We start from the raw sequence: 16,405 nt of genomic DNA, 5'->3' as shown, positions 1-16,405 counted from the left end.
GCCGGCTCGTAAAATAGCGTAAACGGCGGGATAATTACCGCTTTGCGGCCGGGGGCGGCGCTGCTATATGGCGCGCATGAGCACCAATTCGACCACTCCGCTGTCCCATATCCGCAACTTCTCGATCGTGGCCCATATCGACCACGGCAAGTCGACGCTGGCCGACCGCCTGATTCAGACGACAGGCGGCCTTGCCGAGCGCGAAATGTCCGAGCAGGTGCTCGACAATATGGATATCGAGCGCGAGCGCGGCATCACCATCAAGGCCCAGACGGTGCGCCTGCACTACCAGGCAAACAATGGCGAGAAATACATCCTCAACCTGATCGACACGCCCGGCCACGTCGACTTCGCCTATGAAGTCTCACGGTCGCTGTCGGCCTGCGAGGGTTCGCTGCTGGTCGTCGACGCCTCGCAGGGTGTGGAAGCGCAGACGCTCGCCAACGTCTATCAGGCAATCGACAACAATCACGAGCTCGTCACCGTGCTCAACAAGATCGACCTGCCGGCCGCCGAACCCGACCGCATCAAGGAACAGATCGAGGAAGTGATCGGCATCGACGCGTCGGAGGCGGTGCTGATTTCGGCCAAGACCGGCCTCGGCATTCCCGACGTGCTCGAAGCGATTGTCCACAAGCTGCCGGCGCCGAAGAGCCCCGGCGGCGAGAAGGCGCCGCTGAAGGCGCTGCTGGTCGACAGCTGGTACGACACCTATCTCGGCGTCATGGTTCTCGTGCGCATCATCGACGGCGTACTGACCAAGGGTCAGACGATCCGCATGATGGGCACGGATGCGAAATATCAGGTTGAGCGTGTCGGCGTGCTGACGCCGAAGATGGTTAATGTCGACAGCCTCGGCCCGGGCGAGATCGGTTTCATCACCGCTTCGATCAAGGAAGTGGCCGACACCCGCGTCGGCGATACGATCACCGAGGACAAGCGGCCGACCGCACAGGCACTGCCGGGCTTCAAGCCGGCGCAGCCGGTGGTGTTCTGCGGCCTCTTCCCGGTCGATGCCGCCGATTTCGAAGATCTGCGCGCCGCCATGGGCAAGCTTCGCCTCAACGACGCCTCCTTCTCCTTCGAAATGGAATCATCTGCGGCGCTCGGCTTCGGCTTTCGCTGCGGGTTCCTCGGCCTGCTGCATCTCGAAATCATCCAGGAACGGCTGGAGCGCGAGTTCGACCTCGATCTCATCGCCACCGCCCCCTCGGTCGTCTACAAGATGTACATGACCGACGGCACGGAACGCGAGCTGCACAACCCGGCCGATATGCCCGACGTCGTCAAGATCTCCGAGATCCACGAGCCGTGGATCCGCGCGACGATCCTCACACCCGACGATTATCTCGGCGGCATCCTGAAGCTCTGCCAGGACCGGCGCGGCATCCAGATCGAACTCACCTATGTCGGCACCCGCGCGATGCTGACCTACGACCTGCCGCTCAATGAAGTCGTGTTCGATTTCTACGACCGGCTGAAGTCGATCTCCAAGGGCTATGCCTCCTTCGACTATACGCTCACCGACCACCGCGAGGGCAACCTCGTGAAGATGTCGATCCTCGTCAACGGCGAGCCGGTCGACGCGCTGTCGATGATGGTGCACCGCACCGCCGCCGAAAAGCGCGGCCGCGACATGTGCGAGAAGCTCAAGGAGCTGATTCCGAAGCACATGTTCAAGATCCCGATCCAGGCGGCGATCGGCGGCAACGTCATTGCCCGCGAGACGATCTCGGCGCTGCGCAAGGATGTGACCGCGAAATGCTACGGCGGCGATGCCACCCGCAAGCGCAAGCTGCTCGACAAGCAGAAGGCCGGCAAGAAGCGCATGCGCCAGTTCGGCAAGGTCGAGATTCCGCAGGAAGCCTTCATAGCAGCGCTGAAGATGGGCGACGAGTAACGCTTCTCAATGGCACCTTATGCGCACATGATCTGCGCATAAGGCAAAGGAGATCGTTACGGCGCAGCGGCCAAGGAAAGCGGCGAACCTCTCTCGATGATGGACTCGTGTCGCAGGTGCGTGAGAAGATCAATATATCCCGGGCGGCGGAAGATGGAATCGCGAAAGCCATAAAGGCGGAACGCGAACGATCGTGGCGTATCGGGAACGCGGAGGCCATTGCCGCCTCCAATGCCTATGTCGAAAAACACGGCCTGCCGTTTCAGAAACATCGGCAGTTCTGATGGCTCGGTTTCATGTCTGCAATGTGATCCATGGGATGCGCTTGCGCTTGATCTGCAATCAGGCCTGCATGGCGACCTGACGACGCGGATCATGGCGCCAATGCTTCCGCTGGAAGCTTCCCAAAATCATGTGTCAGCTCAACCCGCAATTCGTGATCAACGGCGAGCCATACGTTATGGCGACCAGTTTATCGGAGCGATTTCCGTTAAAGAGATCGGCGTCGCCGCCGACCTCGCGGCCGACGGTGATCGTATCATCACCGCCCTGAACTTCCAGGGCCTCTGAGATCAACCTCGCGCCATATACTCCTTCACCAACCCCTCGTAGGCCGCCATCTCCGGCAGCGCCGCGTAGCTGTGCACCGCACCGGTCTCCGCAAAGGCCAGCTTCTCGCTCGTCCATGTCTCGATGAACGGCGTGAACCAGCTGGGGTCATCGAGCATGGTGACGCGCAGATTGACGAACCAGTCCATGCCTTCCGGACGGGTGAACATCCAGCTCATGCAATGCGGGCAGAAATAATGTTTCGTCGTGCCATGCAAGCCACCAATGACAGGCTCGCCCCTCGTCACTTCGAATCCTTCGCTGGGGATGGCGGCACTCAGCGAATAGGCGCTCGCAGTCATCCTCTGGCAGCCCGTGCAGTGGCAGGCCATGGTCAGCAGCGGCGGCGCACTGATCTTCAACCGCACCCGGCCACAACGGCAGCCGCCTTCCATGGGTAAGTTCTGTGCCGTCATGATATCTCTCCCCTTGCGCCACGTGATTTAGCGGAGCAGGCGCCGTTGTCGAGGGAGCCCGCCGGCATAAATCTCAGAGGCGGTTCATCGGGCGCGCCGGATTGCCGACCACGGTTACACCCGCTGGCACATCCTTCGTTACGACGGCGCCAGCGCCGACGAGTGCCCCATCGCCGATCGTCACCCCGCCGAGGATAATGGCGCCGCCGCCGATCCAGACATCGCTGCCGATCGCAACCGGCCGGGCGATCTCGATGCCCTGGCCGCGAAGTACGGGATCCTTATGATGTTCGGCACAATAGATCTGCACGCCCGGCCCGACCATCGTGCGGTCTCCAACCGTCACGCGGCCGGAATCGAGGATGGTGCAGCCGGCATTGAAGTAGACGCGCTCGCCGAGAACGATATTGATGCCGTAGGAACAATGAAACGGCGCTTCGATGAAGATATCCGACGCCGCCCCGGCAAAGAGCGCTCTGAGGGCCGCGGCGACGGCCCCGCGCTCATCCGGGGGCAGCGTGTTATGGGCGTGAACGGCACGGCGCGCCTGCTGGCGCAGGCGATCGAGTTCGTCGTCGAGGCAGCAATACCACTCACCCGCCGCCATCTTTTCATAGTCGCTTGCCGGCATCGAATCGCCTCTCACGCCGAGGCCTCCGACAATATTCCAATCTCTGCAGGCTCAATCAGGCTGACCCAGGCACGCGCGATGGCAAGGCCGGCGGCATCGGCGGCGACGCCGTGGCGCGCCGCCAGTTCGGCATGATTTTCCAGCCAGCCGGGGGCGATGCGGGCGATCGTTTCGGGAAATTCCGCCTTCCACTGCTCGACGACCGCCCGGTCGGCCTCGAAGTGGAACTGGGTGCCGTAGACGGCGCGGCCAATGCGGAAGGCTTGGTTTGCGGCGACGGGGCTCGCCGCCAGACGCACCGCGCCCTCCGGCAGGGCAAAGGTGTCTGCATGCCATTCGAAGATGGTGAACTCGCCGCCAAGCGCCGACAGCAGCGGATCGGCCCGGCCCTCGGCGGTGACGCCGATTCGGTGCCAGCCGAATTCGCAAGCGGTGCCGAGATGATTGTCGGCGCCATAGGCGCGGGCGAGGATCTGGCTGCCGAGGCAGATGCCAAGCACGGCCTTGCCGGCATCGCCGAAGTGGCGGGCAAGCCGGGCGAGCTCCGGCAGGTAGGGATGCGTCTCGTCATCCAGCGCGCTCTGCTCACCACCGAGGACAACCAGCGCGTCATGGCCTGCTACATCCCGCGGCAGGATGCCGTCCTGCCAGACGCGAAACCACTCGATCTCCGCGCCCGCCTCGTCGAGCGCTGTGGCAAGCGCGCCAAGACCGGTATTCTTCATGTTTTCGACGACTGCGACTCGCATGGGCGTTCCCGATATGATCGACGCGGAGGAAACCATGGCGTAAGCCCGTAGGCAAGACGCTTCCATCAGAGCAATTGCGCGGCCACGTCACCGCGCTTAAACCAAGCGGAACGAAAGGAAATCGCCATGACCGAAAAACCGCGCGTCTCGATCCTCTACTGCACACAGTGCAACTGGCTGCTGCGCTCCGCCTGGATGGCACAAGAGCTGTTGCATACTTTTTCCGACAGCCTCGGCGAGGTGGCACTGGTCCCCGGCACCGGCGGCAATTTCGAGATCCGCGTCAATGGCGATCTCATCTGGGAACGCAAGCGCGACGGCGGTTTCCCCGGGCCGAAGGAGCTGAAGCAGCGGGTTCGCGACATCGTCGAGCCCGGCCGCGATCTCGGCCATGTCGACCGAGCCTCGCTCGAAAGCTGACCTCAGCGATAGGGCGAGCGGCAGACTCGGTAGACGCCCTCATAGGTGAGGAAGTGATCCGTCCGCGGATTGTAGGAGCGGTACTCATTGGTGCACCAGGCGATATGCTTGTTCATGTCGCGCGCCGCCGGCTGCACGCGGCGCACCGGCGGCGGATCATAGGTTAGCTGCGGCCGCCCGGCCGCACCCGGCAGATAATAGGTCGGCCCCGCGCCGCGCGGACGGTAGTTCGGCTGAACATAGGCGGGCCGATGCCATTGCTGCGGCCCGAAGCCGAAGCAGCCGCGAAAATCGCAAAGCGTCGAGCCGGTATTAAGCGGCCCGAGCCCCGGCCTGCCCACCTTCAGCGAATCGGCGGCTGCAATTGCGGGCAACAGAACGGCCAAGAGGCCGGCGAGCAGAAAAGTGCGGGAAGCAGGCATCGTGCTTTTCCTTATGATCCTCTCTTATATAGGACGCCCGATGACAGGTGCTATGCCTGTCCGGCAGCCCGCCTGCTGATGTGATCGGCAGTTTTTTGCCAACTGTCAGGAAAACTTCAAAAACCCAGTTGACAGTCGCGGGCCACCCCCTTACATCGCTCTCCGTCGCCCAGATGGCGGAATTGGTAGACGCGCAGGTTTCAGGTACCTGTGCCGCGAGGCGTGGAGGTTCGAGTCCTCTTCTGGGCACCATTTCCTTTTGATCGCTGCCAAGATCAGATATCAAACTTTCCAAAATTGCACATTGGCAACTTCCACGAAGGCCGGCGCCGATGCTCGTTATCGACAGACTGGTTCCATGATGCTGGTTCTGAAAGCCAAACCAGGGCGGTAGGTGATGGCGCGATTCCCGGCCTCTACGCCGCCATGTGCGGCGCCGCATTCCCGCCGTCGGCAATCACCGACAAAACCCCGATACCGGCTTCTCTGGCGGCGCTCAGAAGCAAGTCCCTGAGTTCGTCCATTCCGGCCTGCCCGATAATCGCGTCGGCGCAAGCCTTCACAGCCGCGACGTATTCCTCTCCGTCGTCAAGCGGCCATTCGATCATCAGAAGCTCGGCTGCGTCACGGAGCGTCCGGACGATCTTTCCCCGCCCCCCAACAAAGAGAACGAGAGGCGCAAAATCCACCGATGTGTCCCATTGCATGGCACTTTCTCCCCAAGGATTAGAATATTAGTAATAATGCAATTATCATGCCGCGCAAGATGAAAGCGGCATCGATGCCGGATGGAACGGTATTCCTCTTTTGACGGCCTCGGCAACGAAGTGCGTCAGCGTTGCTGATCCAGCTCAGCGGTTCCATTGCTGCTTCCCCGTCCCTGTCCCGCAGGCCTATGGTCTTTTCTCTTTCGCTGCTCGCCGAGGTCTTTGCCACCCACGGCCTGAAGCTATTCGACGTCGAGGAACTGCCGACTCATGGCGGCAGCCCGCGCATCCTCGCCTGCCGCACGGCCTCGGCGAACCACGCGACAGGTCCGGGGCTGGCAGGGTGCGGGCCGACGAAAAGGCCGCCGGCTTCGATCGAGCGGAGACATATGAGTCGTTCCTTCCAGGGGCGTGTCGCGCCAATCAAGGAAGGCTACTCTCCTTCCTCCAGGAGGCAAAGCGGAACGGCGAGAGCGTGGCCGCCAAAAGCGTGGGCGGACAAGCAGGGATCGTCTTCATGGCGTAGGTCGCAGGAGGAAGGCATGGTCAGATACTCGGTCGTCGAGCGATCGCAAGCAAATGCCGGATTCGACTATCTGAGGATGGCGCTTCCGGCCCAGCGGTTCCGACAGGCGCAGCCAACGGCTTTGCTGACCGGCTGAAGCGCCTATCGCACCGGCTGATAGTGGCCGCGCAGCGGCACCTTGCCGCCCATGGTGACGAAGCCGTCGCGTTCGCAAACATACATCAGCGTCGGCATGCCGCCGGAGCGGAAGATCTCGTCGTAGCGACGGCGGACCTGGACCGTTTCAGTGCGGCAATTATAGGATTCTTCTTCCTTCTTGTCCGGCTGCGCCTTGACGCCGGGCAGCCCCCTGTAGGGATAGAGGGCCTGAACGTCCGCATTCACCGGCTTCGTCCAGTCGACGGCAAAGGCGGACGCTGGCGCAAGGCCTGATAGGGCAACGAGCACTATCGGAAACATCATCACAAGCCGCATGGAACTCTCCTGCCGGCATCGTTGCGCCGCTCATGGGATGTAGGAAAACCGGAGATGCTGATCAAGCAGCCGCAACGGGCGATCTCCTGAAATAACCTTTGATGATCGGATGGCTGAGGAGGCCGGCGAGAATGGCAAAGCCGGCACCGATGACGAAACCGGCAAGGAGACCGCCGATGATGCCGGCGACCAGCAGGATCTTCTTTCCCGGGCCGTCGGCCCTGACCGGCGGCTCAGCCGGCGAGATGACGCGAATGTTGCTCTGGCTGAGGTTCTGCTCCTCGCTGGTCTGGCTCGAGCGCTTCAGCACCGTCTCATAGATATCGCGCGCCGCCGTCGCCTTGCGCTGCAATTCGTTCAATTCCACCTGCTTGTCCGAGGTCGTCGCCTGCAGCGCCTTCTGCACCGCAAGCTCCTTGGCGATGCTGTCTTCGGCGGCTTTTGCCTGCTCGTATTCGCCGCGTGCCGAAGTGGCAAGACGCTGCAACTCACCCTTGATTTCGCCGGCTATGCTCTGCAGCGACGAGCGGGCCGCCTGCAGGCGGGGATGACGCGTACCCATCTGGCTTTCGAGGCTGCCGACGGCGGCGGCCTGGCTGGCATATTGCTGGCGCAGGCTGACGAGCGGCGAGGTGGGGCCGCCCTCGGTCTGATTGCCGGCGACGATGTCCTCGACGCGCAGATTGGCGACGGCGTCGGCGCGGGCCTTCGCCTGGATGGTCTTTTCCTGCGCCGTCACCAGCAGCGTGTTCAGCGAGCCGAGTCGCTGATCGGAAATCAGGTTGCCCTCGGTCGCGGCCATGTCGTTGTCGGCACGGAAGGTCTCGACCGCCTGCTCGGCCTCCAGCACCCTCTGGCGCAGGTCGTCGAGCCGTCCGTCGAGCGTCGAGGACGTGTTTTCGTAGAGGCCGTTCGAGGCGCTGTTCTCCTCTTCGGTGAAGGCGGTGACGACCTGGTTGGCGAGCCTTGCGGATTTTTCCGGATCATTGGTCGTCGCGGCAAGCGAAACGACATAGGTGCTGGCCTGGCGGGTGATGACCAGCGCCTTCTGCAGGGAGCCGATGACGGCGGCACCGTCAGTCCGGCCGCCAGTGAATTCCGGATCCTGATCGAGCTTCATCGCCTCGACGACGCGGCGCAGCACATTGCCCGAGGTCAGAATCTGCACCTGGCTGTCGATCAGCGCCGAGATCATTTCCGGCGACGGCCCGGAAGATTGCGCACCGACATCGGCAAGGCCGATTTGGCGCGGATCGAAATAGAGGCTGCTGACGGCAGTGTATTTCTGGCCGATGAACGGCGCCAGTGCGCCGCCGGCGACGGCGCCGATAAGGGCCAGAACAAGCACGACCCGCCGGCGGCCCCAGATCGCCGCGATGCTGGAGCGGAGATCAAGAAGCGGGACTCCGGGTCCCGACGTGCTCTGCGGCGGCAAATCGGCCGCAGGCCGCTCGGCAGGCCCAGGCGACGGCGGCTCGGGTCGGCGGGTTTGTGCAACCTTTGCCAGCGGCGGCACGAAAGGCGGAGGAGTGGGTTCGGGCACCGGGCGAGCGAAATCATCCGGGCGGACGACAGGACTGCGCAGGCGCACGCCTTCCGGCGCAGTCTGAGGCGGCTCATAACTGCGCCAGCCGGGCAGCCGGCTCACTCTATTCGTGTCATACTGGCTCATACGCGCACTCGTGTCCCGCCCAGTGTGAAAGACTGAAGCCGAGGTGCCGAGACTTTAGAAATTCTTAGCTAACGGACCGTTAAGATACTGGCGACCATAGAGATGTTGCCGTTTGCCGCGACTGCGAGGGATATCCATGAGGACGACACGACACCTGACGGCGCCGCTGCTTGTGGCCGCCCTCATCGCGTCTCCGGCGCTTGCGGCCGACAAGCCCTGCTATCGCGGTGTCAACCTGTCCGGCGGCGAATATGGCGAGCGCGACGCGATTTACGGCACGAATTACCTCTATCCGAGCGAGGCGACGATCGGCTATTTCGCCAAAAAGGGCATGACCATCATCAGGATGCCCTTCCGCTGGGAGCGGCTCCAGCCGGCGCTCGGCGGCCGGCTCGACGAGGACGAGATCAAGCGGATCAAAGAGACGGTTGCTCTGATCCGCAAGCATGGCATGGCCGTCCTGCTCGACCCGCATAATTTCGGCTACTACGACAAGGTACAAATCGGCACCGCGCCGGCGACGGACGCCGCATTCGCCGACTTCTGGGCGAGGCTCGCGGTCGAATTCGCCAATGAGAACGGCGTGCTCTTCGGCCTGATGAACGAACCGCATGACATCAAGGCGACGGACTGGCTCGATGCCGCCAACGCCGCGATCCGCAGCATCCGGGCCGTCGGCGCACGCAACCTCATCCTCGTGCCGGGCACCGCCTGGAGCGGCGCTCATAGCTGGGAACAAGACGTGATGGGCGGCGCCAACGGCACGGTGATGCTCGGCGTGCGCGACCCGCTCGACTTCTACGCCTACGAGGTCCATCAATATCTTGATGTCGATTCGTCGGGAACCCATCCGACCTGCGAAGGTGCGGCCACCGCGGTCAAGGCAATCGCCGGCGTCACCGCCTGGCTGAAGCTGAACCACAAGCGCGGCTTTCTCGGCGAATTCGGCGCCTCCGCCGACAAGGACTGCATGGGCGGGCTGAGAGAAATCTACGCCACCATGTCTGGAAATAGCGACGTTTGGCTCGGCTGGTCCTATTGGGCGGCGGGTGAATGGTGGCCGGCGGACGAACCGTTCAACGTTCAGCCGCATGCGGGCGCCGAGCGGCCGCAGATGCGGCTTCTCGCCGAGTCGGCCAAATCCGATCGCGGCGCCTGCACCGCCGTGAAGCCCGCGGAGAACTGACCGTGGCAGCCGTCGATCAGAAAGCAGCGACTTTCACTGTGGCGGGCAAACGGCTCGATGCGGCCGCGAGGGCATCGCGCGTCGACTATCCGGTGTTATGGCTCGGCCTGCTTTCGGTGCTCTATAATGGCATTCTGGCCTTCATCAACCACAACATCATGCCGCTTTCGTTGACGCATGTCGCCGCCAGCGAAGGCCTGATTATGGCGAGTGCCATCATCTACATCCTTCACAAGGGGATCTACGAAACCGACCTGCCGGCCTTCCTGTTCCTGCTGTTCACGCTTGTCGTGACCATCTATGTCAGCCTGCTCAACCGCCTGCCGTTCGTCGATCATTTCCGCAACGTGCTGATCATCTTCTGCTTTTCCGGCCTCGGCGGCTGGAGCAACGAGAAAACCATGAAGCTGGCCTTTCGCTGGGCCAGCCTTGCGGTGCTGATCTTCCTGGTCTTCGAGATCGTCAGCGTGCCGTTCTATGTCAGCATCGTGCATCCCTCCGACTATTTCGCCAATACACGCGGGCTGCTGCCGCTGAGCTACAATAAGACGGGCCTGTTCCAGAACGCGCTCGGTTTCCCCGAGCGCTTCTCCTTCGGCATCATCGATCACCGCTCGTCGTCGATCTTCCTCGAACAGGTGTCGCTTGCCAATTTCTGCGGCGTGATCGCGATCTATCTGATCTCCATGTGGGAAAGAATAAGCCGTTGGGATCGGCTGCTGTTCGTCGCTACGGCGGTGCTGATCCTGGTGACGAACGATACGCGCACGATGCTGATCTTCTGTTTTGCCTGCATCGTCGGCTATTTCATCTTTCCGAAGATCCCGAAGAATTTCAATCTGGCGCTGATGCCCCTGATCGTTGCCGCAGGTTTCCTCGTCTACACCATGAAGCCCAATGCGACAGGCGACAATTTCACCGGCCGCATCAATCTGACGATGAAGAAGATCATGGAGCTCGATCCGCTTGCCGTTCTCGGGCTGTCGGTCGACAGGGTCGCCGAGTTCGCCGATAGTGGCTATGTCTACCTGATCTACGCGGCGACCATTTTCGGCGTCATCGCCTTCTGGCTGTTCGTCTGTCTCTTCCCTGCCGGCCGCACGGCGGCGCAGCGGCGTTGCGCCCATTCACTTTCTCTTTTCATTTTTCTGAATATGATGATCGGAGGGACCGCCGTCTTCTCGATGAAGATTGCCGGCCTCCTGTGGTTCGTCGTCGGATATATGCGCTTCCACGACAGCCCGCGCATCCGGCAAGGTCGTGCGGCAGATGTAGAGAGTTGACCGCAGCGGCACGGGAGAGACCGGCGCCCGCGCGAGCCCGAGGAGCAAGACGCTCGATGCTTGTCCAGCTTCAATATCTACGCGCTGTCGCGGCGCTGATGGTCGTTTATTTCCATGCGATATTGCAGCTTGCCAAAGTCAATCCCGCCGTCGACGCGACGGCCTTTCTCTATGGTGAAACCGGGGTCGACATCTTCTTCGTCTTGAGCGGTTTCGTGATGTGGCTGACGACGAGCGGGCGCGCGATGAGCCGGATCGACTTCGCCCGCCGCCGCCTCAGAAGAATCGTTCCGCTCTATTGGCTGGCAACGCTGTTTTCAGCCGTCGTGGCGCTGGCGGCCTCATCATTGCTGAAATCGACCGTGTTCGACCTCCCGCATCTCATCGCCTCGCTGTTCTTTCTGCCATGGGCCAATGCCGCCGATCCCGGCACGATCACCCCCGTCGTCGTGCCCGGCTGGACGCTGAACTACGAGATGTTCTTCTACCTCGTGTTTGCGCTCTTGCTGCCGCTCACCGAAGGCCGCCGGATTCCAGCCATGTTCGCCGTCTTTGCCGTGATCCTGATCGCCTGCCGGCTGCTGCCGGAAACAACGGCCACGCGGTTCTACGGCGCACCGATCATGCTGGAGTTTCTCGGCGGCGTCGTGCTCGGCTGGCTCTATGGTCAGAAGGCGCTCCTGCCGAACCGCTGGGCGTGGGCCGCGCTCGCCACCGGCTTTGTGTTCCTCTTCGTCAACGAGGCGCTCATGCAGCCGGAGAGCCGGTTCTACGCCTGGGGAATTCCGGCGGTCTTCATCGTCTACGGCGCGGTCTCCATCGACTTTTCCAGACTGCCGGTTCTCGGATGGCTGAATTATCTCGGCGACTGCTCCTACGCCATCTACATCACCCACGCCTTCACGCTGGCGTTTCTGAGGGTTGTCGCCGACCGTCTTGCGATCGGCATCCTGCAGCAGCCGGTGCTTTTCGTGATCCTGTCGCTGGTGCTTTCGTCGTTCGGCGGTGCCATCGTCCACGAAATCACCACGCCCCGCCGGAAAGCGGCCGTCGCAAGCGGTCCGCCGGCCTGACTTTCGTGCCGAAGGCGAGAATACGCATCCCCACGGCGCTGGCGGCACAGTTTTCTGCGCAACTTCTCTTAAGCTAGGACCTGGAAGCAAGAGGACTTGCACAAACCTGATGGTTCCTCTTGCAATTTGTCGCATGAATGAAAGTGCGCCGGCCTATTCGCGGCCCGGGCTTTGATCTAAGCACGGCTGCGGTCTTGAAGAGGGAAGAGCGAGAGACATGACAAGCTATGTATTGACGGTATCCTGCAAATCGACGCGCGGCATCGTTGCGGCGATTTCGAGCTATCTAGCCGAGAAAGGCTGCAACATCATCGACAGCTCGCAGTTCGACGATCTCGATACCGGCAAGTTCTTCATGCGCGTCAGCTTCATTTCGGAAGAGGGGCTGTCCGGTTCCGAAATCAGCGCCGATTTTGCCGCCGTCGCCGCGCCCTTTGCGATGGACTACGATTTCCACGACAGCGAGAAGCGCATGAAGGTGCTCTTGATGGTGTCGCGCTTCGGCCATTGTCTCAACGACCTGCTCTACCGCTGGAAGATCGGCGCACTGCCGATCGACATCGTCGGCGTCGTCTCCAACCATTTCGATTACCAGAAGGTCGTCGTCAACCACGACATCCCCTTCCACCACATCAAGGTGACCAAGGAGAACAAGCCGCAGGCCGAAGCCCAGCTGGTCGAGCTCGTCAACCAGACCGGCACCGAGCTGATCGTGCTTGCCCGCTACATGCAGGTCCTCTCCGACCAGCTCTGCAAGCAGATGTCGGGCAGGATCATCAACATCCACCATTCCTTCCTGCCGTCCTTCAAAGGCGCCAACCCGTACAAGCAGGCCTATGAGCGCGGCGTCAAGCTGATCGGCGCCACCGCCCATTACGTCACTGCCGATCTCGACGAAGGCCCGATCATCGAGCAGGACACGGCCCGGATCACCCATGCCCAGAGCGCCGACGACTATGTCTCGATCGGCCGCGACGTCGAAAGCCAGGTGCTGGCCCGGGCTATCCACGCCCATATCCACCACCGCACCTTCATCAACGGCAACCGCACCGTCGTCTTCCCGGCAAGCCCGGGAAGCTATGCCTCCGAACGCATGGGCTAAGGCCGGTCAAGGCCGGCATCTCTTTTGCTGGCAAACGACGATCACCCGTTGCCTGCCGGCAGCAAGTATTTGATTATCTCGCTCAACGGGTAATCGAATCATGCTGCGGGAGGGGGTGTCATGACCGACGAGGCGCTTGTTGATCGCATGGCGCTGCCGCGTCCCGACGTCACTGTCGCGGACGCGGAAGAGATCCTTCTTGATCACTACGGTCTGTCCGGCACCGTTGTCGAACTGGGCAGCCAGCAGGATCGGAACTACCGGGTCGACAGTGATCGCGGACGCTACGTCCTGAAAATCTGCCATGCCGCCTACCAGACCCGCGAACTCGAAGCGCAGAACGCGGCAATCCGTCACCTCAAAAGCAAGTCGGAAGCGCCGCGTGTTCCGAACGTCGTCGTCACGAATGACGGGCGAGAGATCCTTGTCCTCACCGTGCGCGGGCAGGGCTATCAGGTCCGGCTACTGGAATATCTCGAAGGTCGGGGGCTGACGGAACTGACATATGTCGCGCCGGCTTCCGTTGCGGCGCTTGGCGCTCTCTGCGCCAGGCTGGCGCAGTCCCTTGCCGATTTCGACCATCCGGGGCTCGACCGCAACCTGCAATGGGATCTGCGACGCGCCGGGCCAGTCGCCGTGCAGCTGCTTTCCGCCATCACCGACAGCGCCGCCCGCGACCGGATCGCCAAGACCATGGTGATGGCCGTTCGCCGCATCCAGCCCCTGGCGCCTTCGCTCCGGCTGCAGGCTGTCCATCACGATGTCACCGGCGACAATGTCGTCGGTCATCGTGACGCACGCGGCCATACGATCCCCGATGGAGTGATCGATTTCGGAGACATCATCCGCGGCTGGCTGGTCGGCGACCTCGCGGTCACCTGCGCCTCGCTGCTGCATCAGGCGAATGGCGACCCCTTTCATATCCTACCCGCCGTCACCGCCTATCAGGCGATCTATCCGCTGAGCGACGACGAACTGAAGGCACTGTGGCCGCTGATCGTCGCCCGCGCGGTCATCCTCGTCGCCAGTAGCGAGCAGCAGATTTCAGTCGACCCTGACAACGACTACGTCCGCGGCAATCTCGACCGCGAGCGGGCGATCTTCGATACGGCGATGTCGGTTCCGTTCGAACTCATGGAAGCCGCCATCCTCAAGGCAGCCGGCACGGACATCGCCATTCCGCAGACATCGGAATGGCTGCCCCTGCTGCCCGACATCGATACCACCGCAATCGACTATATCGACCTCGGCGTGCGAAGCCCGCATTTTTCCGCCGGCAACTGGCTGAATGCCGATATGGACTGGCGGCTGCTGGCCCGGGCTGCGACCGAAAGCGGCGCGGCGGCAACGCGTTACGGCGAATACCGGCTCTCCCGCGCGACCCTTGGCAGCACCAAGGAACATGCGACCTGCGCCCTGCATGTCGACATATGCCTTGCCGCCGGAAGCGCGGTCACAGCACCCTTTGCCGGCCGCATCGGCTGGAAGGACCAGCATCTGACCCTGACCTGCGAGACGACGACCCTGCACCTCGACGGGCTCGACCCTTCAATCGAGGATGGCGCCATGCTTGCCGCCGGCGATCCGCTGGGCTCGGTTTCCGGAGAGGCGTCGTCGCTCGGCGGGCTGCGCCTCCAGCTCTGCAGCGTCGCGGGCCTCGAACCGCCGCTCTTTGCCACGCCGCGAGAGGCGGCGGCCTGGTCGGTACTTTGCCCTTCACCCTCGCCCCTTCTCGGCCGGCAAGCGGAAGCGCCGCAACCGGAAACTGCCGGTCTGCTCGTCAGGCGGCAGGCGCATCTCGCAAGCGCGCAGAAGCACTATTATGCCGCGCCGCCGCAGATCGAGCGCGGCTGGAAAGAATATCTGTTCGATATCGAGGGCCGCGCCTATCTCGATATGGTCAACAATGTCACCATCCTCGGCCATGGCCACCCCAGGTTCGCTGCGGCAATCGGCGCGCAATGGCTGCGGCTCAATACCAACTCGCGCTTTCACTATGGCGCGATCGCGGAATTTTCCGAACGGCTCGCCGCGCTTGCGCCGGAGGGACTCGATACGGTCCTTCTGGTCAATAGCGGCTCCGAGGCGAACGACCTGGCAATCCGGCTGGCGCAAGCCCATAGCGGCGCACGCAATATGCTCTGCCTGCTTGAAGCCTATCACGGCTGGTCGGCGGCGAGCGACGCCGTCTCCACCTCGATCGCCGACAATCCGCAGGCGCTGACCACCCGGCCGGATTGGGTGCATGCGGTCGTTTCGCCGAATACCTACCGCGGCGCATTTCGCGGGCCCGACACGGCAGCGAGCTATCTTGGCGCCGTCACGCCGATGCTGGAGACGATCGACGCCGGCGGCGAAGGCCTGGCCGGCTTCATCTGCGAATCGGTCTACGGAAATGCCGGCGGCATTCCGTTGCCGGACGGTTATCTCCGGGAGATCTATGCGCAGGTGCGGGCTCGCGGCGGCCTCTGCATCGCCGACGAGGTGCAGGTCGGTTATTCCAGACTCGGTCATTATTTCTGGGGTTTTGAACAACAAGGGGTCGTGCCTGATATCATCACCGTCGCCAAGGGCATGGGCAACGGCCATCCGCTCGGCGCCGTCATCACCACACGCGCGATCGCGCAGTCACTGGAGAAGGAAGGTCCCTTCTTTTCCTCCACCGGCGGCAGCCCGGTCAGCTGCGTCGCCGGCATGGCGGTGCTCGACATCATGGCCGAGGAAAAGCTGCAGGAAAATGCCCGCACGGTCGGCGATCACCTGAAGGGGCGGCTTGCGGCGCTGATCGACCGCCACCCGATCGCCGGCGCCGTGCATGGCATAGGCCTCTATCTCGGCCTGGAATTCGTCCGCGACAGAACGACGCTGGAGCCGGCGACGGAAGAGACGGCAGCAATCTGCGACCGGCTTCTGACACTTGGCGTCATCATGCAGCCGACCGGCGATCACCATAATGTGCTGAAGATCAAACCGCCGCTCTGCCTCAGCATCGAAAGCGCGGATTTTTTCGCCGACATGCTGGAAAAGGTGCTCGACGAAGGCTGGTGAACAAGGCGCTTGCCGCCTTAACCAAATGGATCATTTCGAGGCATTTCGATTTTTGCCGACGCGGCCCATTGCCGGAATCAGCAAGGCTTCCTATTTCTGCTGCGGCGGTCGAAAGAGTTTCGATTCTGTCATGCGAATTTTACGAAGAGCTGATATGTTGCTTTCCGGTAAGTTCAGCGGGAACGGA

Annotated in this window: 15 protein-coding genes, 1 tRNA gene and 2 pseudogenes; 11 read left to right on the top strand and 7 right to left on the bottom strand. The window is 62.3% G+C overall.

Annotated elements, in window-relative coordinates; all coding sequences use genetic code 11:
* Positions 1–67 precede the first annotated feature (67 nt).
* The 3 genes and pseudogenes from lepA to J2J99_RS01405 all read left to right on the top strand — a co-directional run bounded on the left by lepA (position 68) and on the right by J2J99_RS01405 (position 2,470).
* Complete coding sequence (gene lepA / locus J2J99_RS01415) at positions 68–1,900, top strand: translation elongation factor 4 (protein ID WP_037142863.1); 1,833 nt, start codon at positions 68–70, stop codon at positions 1,898–1,900.
* 52 nt (positions 1,901–1,952) lie between these two features.
* Positions 1,953–2,184, top strand: a pseudogene (locus tag J2J99_RS01410) (type II toxin-antitoxin system CcdA family antitoxin).
* Positions 2,138–2,470 carry a CcdB family protein gene (locus tag J2J99_RS01405; RefSeq protein ID WP_246735340.1) on the top strand — a complete coding sequence of 111 codons (333 nt, stop codon included), beginning with the start codon at positions 2,138–2,140 and terminating at the stop codon, positions 2,468–2,470. The pseudogene J2J99_RS01410 and the gene J2J99_RS01405 overlap by 47 nt, the downstream one beginning before the upstream one ends.
* A 2-nt stretch (positions 2,471–2,472) precedes the next feature.
* Here J2J99_RS01405 and J2J99_RS01400 read toward each other — a convergent pair whose 3' ends face one another.
* The 3 genes from J2J99_RS01400 to J2J99_RS01390 all read right to left on the bottom strand — a co-directional run bounded on the left by J2J99_RS01400 (position 2,473) and on the right by J2J99_RS01390 (position 4,305).
* The gene (locus J2J99_RS01400) at positions 2,473–2,925 is read right to left on the bottom strand and encodes a GFA family protein (RefSeq protein ID WP_168295518.1); all 453 of its coding nucleotides are present in this window, start codon (positions 2,923–2,925) and stop codon (positions 2,473–2,475) included.
* 73 nt (positions 2,926–2,998) lie between these two features.
* The gene (locus J2J99_RS01395; protein ID WP_168295816.1) at positions 2,999–3,556 is read right to left on the bottom strand and encodes a sugar O-acetyltransferase; all 558 of its coding nucleotides are present in this window, start codon (positions 3,554–3,556) and stop codon (positions 2,999–3,001) included.
* A gap of 11 nt (positions 3,557–3,567) precedes the next feature.
* Positions 3,568–4,305: a type 1 glutamine amidotransferase gene (locus J2J99_RS01390; RefSeq protein WP_168295520.1), complete on the bottom strand. Its 738-nt coding sequence runs from the start codon at positions 4,303–4,305 to the stop codon at positions 3,568–3,570.
* A gap of 126 nt (positions 4,306–4,431) precedes the next feature.
* On the opposite strand from J2J99_RS01390, the gene J2J99_RS01385 reads away from it, so the two are divergent.
* Positions 4,432–4,725: an Rdx family protein gene (locus tag J2J99_RS01385; RefSeq protein WP_168295522.1), complete on the top strand. Its 294-nt coding sequence runs from the start codon at positions 4,432–4,434 to the stop codon at positions 4,723–4,725.
* Positions 4,726–4,727: 2 nt separating this feature from the next.
* Here J2J99_RS01385 and J2J99_RS01380 read toward each other — a convergent pair whose 3' ends face one another.
* Entirely contained in the window at positions 4,728–5,147 is a 420-nt protein-coding gene (locus tag J2J99_RS01380; RefSeq protein WP_168295524.1) for a BA14K family protein, read from the bottom strand.
* 167 nt (positions 5,148–5,314) lie between these two features.
* Here J2J99_RS01380 and J2J99_RS01375 point away from each other — a divergent pair.
* Positions 5,315–5,399: transfer RNA gene (locus tag J2J99_RS01375), tRNA-Leu, on the top strand.
* Between the two features lie 164 nt (positions 5,400–5,563).
* Here J2J99_RS01375 and J2J99_RS01370 read toward each other — a convergent pair.
* Positions 5,564–5,854, bottom strand: a complete 291-nt coding sequence (locus J2J99_RS01370) for a DUF982 domain-containing protein (protein ID WP_168295525.1) — start codon at positions 5,852–5,854, stop codon at positions 5,564–5,566.
* 194 nt (positions 5,855–6,048) lie between these two features.
* Here J2J99_RS01370 and J2J99_RS34560 point away from each other — a divergent pair.
* Positions 6,049–6,338: pseudogene (locus tag J2J99_RS34560) on the top strand (Rossmann-fold NAD(P)-binding domain-containing protein); the annotation flags it as partial.
* A gap of 183 nt (positions 6,339–6,521) precedes the next feature.
* Here the strand turns inward: J2J99_RS34560 and J2J99_RS01360 are convergent.
* Entirely contained in the window at positions 6,522–6,854 is a 333-nt protein-coding gene (locus J2J99_RS01360; RefSeq protein WP_168295527.1) for a hypothetical protein, read from the bottom strand.
* 61 nt (positions 6,855–6,915) lie between these two features.
* The gene (locus J2J99_RS01355) at positions 6,916–8,526 is read right to left on the bottom strand and encodes a GumC family protein (RefSeq protein WP_168295528.1); all 1,611 of its coding nucleotides are present in this window, start codon (positions 8,524–8,526) and stop codon (positions 6,916–6,918) included.
* Between the two features lie 136 nt (positions 8,527–8,662).
* Here J2J99_RS01355 and J2J99_RS01350 point away from each other — a divergent pair, with 136 nt between their 5' ends.
* The 5 genes from J2J99_RS01350 to J2J99_RS01330 all read left to right on the top strand — a co-directional run bounded on the left by J2J99_RS01350 (position 8,663) and on the right by J2J99_RS01330 (position 16,218).
* Complete coding sequence (locus J2J99_RS01350) at positions 8,663–9,712, top strand: glycoside hydrolase family 5 protein (RefSeq protein WP_168295529.1); 1,050 nt, start codon at positions 8,663–8,665, stop codon at positions 9,710–9,712.
* Positions 9,713–9,714: 2 nt separating this feature from the next.
* Positions 9,715–10,995, top strand: coding sequence for a hypothetical protein (locus J2J99_RS01345; RefSeq protein ID WP_168295530.1), 1,281 nt, complete (start codon positions 9,715–9,717; stop codon positions 10,993–10,995).
* A gap of 56 nt (positions 10,996–11,051) precedes the next feature.
* Positions 11,052–12,068 carry an acyltransferase family protein gene (locus J2J99_RS01340; protein ID WP_168295531.1) on the top strand — a complete coding sequence of 339 codons (1,017 nt, stop codon included), beginning with the start codon at positions 11,052–11,054 and terminating at the stop codon, positions 12,066–12,068.
* A 217-nt stretch (positions 12,069–12,285) separates the two neighbouring features.
* A complete protein-coding gene (gene purU / locus J2J99_RS01335; RefSeq protein WP_168295532.1) occupies positions 12,286–13,170 on the top strand; it encodes a formyltetrahydrofolate deformylase in 885 nt (294 codons plus the stop codon).
* Positions 13,171–13,290: 120 nt separating this feature from the next.
* Entirely contained in the window at positions 13,291–16,218 is a 2,928-nt protein-coding gene (locus tag J2J99_RS01330) for an aminotransferase (RefSeq protein ID WP_168295533.1), read from the top strand.
* Positions 16,219–16,405 lie beyond the last annotated feature (187 nt).

Source organism: Rhizobium binae, assembly GCF_017357225.1.
In the GTDB taxonomy this organism is placed as follows: domain Bacteria; phylum Pseudomonadota; class Alphaproteobacteria; order Rhizobiales; family Rhizobiaceae; genus Rhizobium; species Rhizobium binae.
This window is presented reverse-complemented; position numbering and strand designations above follow the sequence as displayed.

What these genes read in the sequence shown, in the direction of transcription:
- J2J99_RS01370 (WP_168295525.1), bottom strand. Translation starts at nt 5,854, where the DNA reads ATGCAATGGGACACATCGGTGGATTTTGCGCCTCTCGTTCTCTTTGTT.
- J2J99_RS01350 (WP_168295529.1), top strand. Translation starts at nt 8,663, where the DNA reads ATGAGGACGACACGACACCTGACGGCGCCGCTGCTTGTGGCCGCCCTC.
- J2J99_RS01385 (WP_168295522.1), top strand. Translation starts at nt 4,432, where the DNA reads ATGACCGAAAAACCGCGCGTCTCGATCCTCTACTGCACACAGTGCAAC.
- J2J99_RS01360 (WP_168295527.1), bottom strand. Translation starts at nt 6,854, where the DNA reads ATGCGGCTTGTGATGATGTTTCCGATAGTGCTCGTTGCCCTATCAGGC.
- J2J99_RS01340 (WP_168295531.1), top strand. Translation starts at nt 11,052, where the DNA reads ATGCTTGTCCAGCTTCAATATCTACGCGCTGTCGCGGCGCTGATGGTC.
- J2J99_RS01355 (WP_168295528.1), bottom strand. Translation starts at nt 8,526, where the DNA reads ATGAGCCAGTATGACACGAATAGAGTGAGCCGGCTGCCCGGCTGGCGC.
- lepA (WP_037142863.1), top strand. Translation starts at nt 68, where the DNA reads ATGGCGCGCATGAGCACCAATTCGACCACTCCGCTGTCCCATATCCGC.
- J2J99_RS01395 (WP_168295816.1), bottom strand. Translation starts at nt 3,556, where the DNA reads ATGCCGGCAAGCGACTATGAAAAGATGGCGGCGGGTGAGTGGTATTGC.
- J2J99_RS01400 (WP_168295518.1), bottom strand. Translation starts at nt 2,925, where the DNA reads ATGACGGCACAGAACTTACCCATGGAAGGCGGCTGCCGTTGTGGCCGG.
- purU (WP_168295532.1), top strand. Translation starts at nt 12,286, where the DNA reads ATGACAAGCTATGTATTGACGGTATCCTGCAAATCGACGCGCGGCATC.
- J2J99_RS01390 (WP_168295520.1), bottom strand. Translation starts at nt 4,305, where the DNA reads ATGCGAGTCGCAGTCGTCGAAAACATGAAGAATACCGGTCTTGGCGCG.
- J2J99_RS01405 (WP_246735340.1), top strand. Translation starts at nt 2,138, where the DNA reads ATGTCGAAAAACACGGCCTGCCGTTTCAGAAACATCGGCAGTTCTGAT.
- J2J99_RS01380 (WP_168295524.1), bottom strand. Translation starts at nt 5,147, where the DNA reads ATGCCTGCTTCCCGCACTTTTCTGCTCGCCGGCCTCTTGGCCGTTCTG.
- J2J99_RS01330 (WP_168295533.1), top strand. Translation starts at nt 13,291, where the DNA reads ATGACCGACGAGGCGCTTGTTGATCGCATGGCGCTGCCGCGTCCCGAC.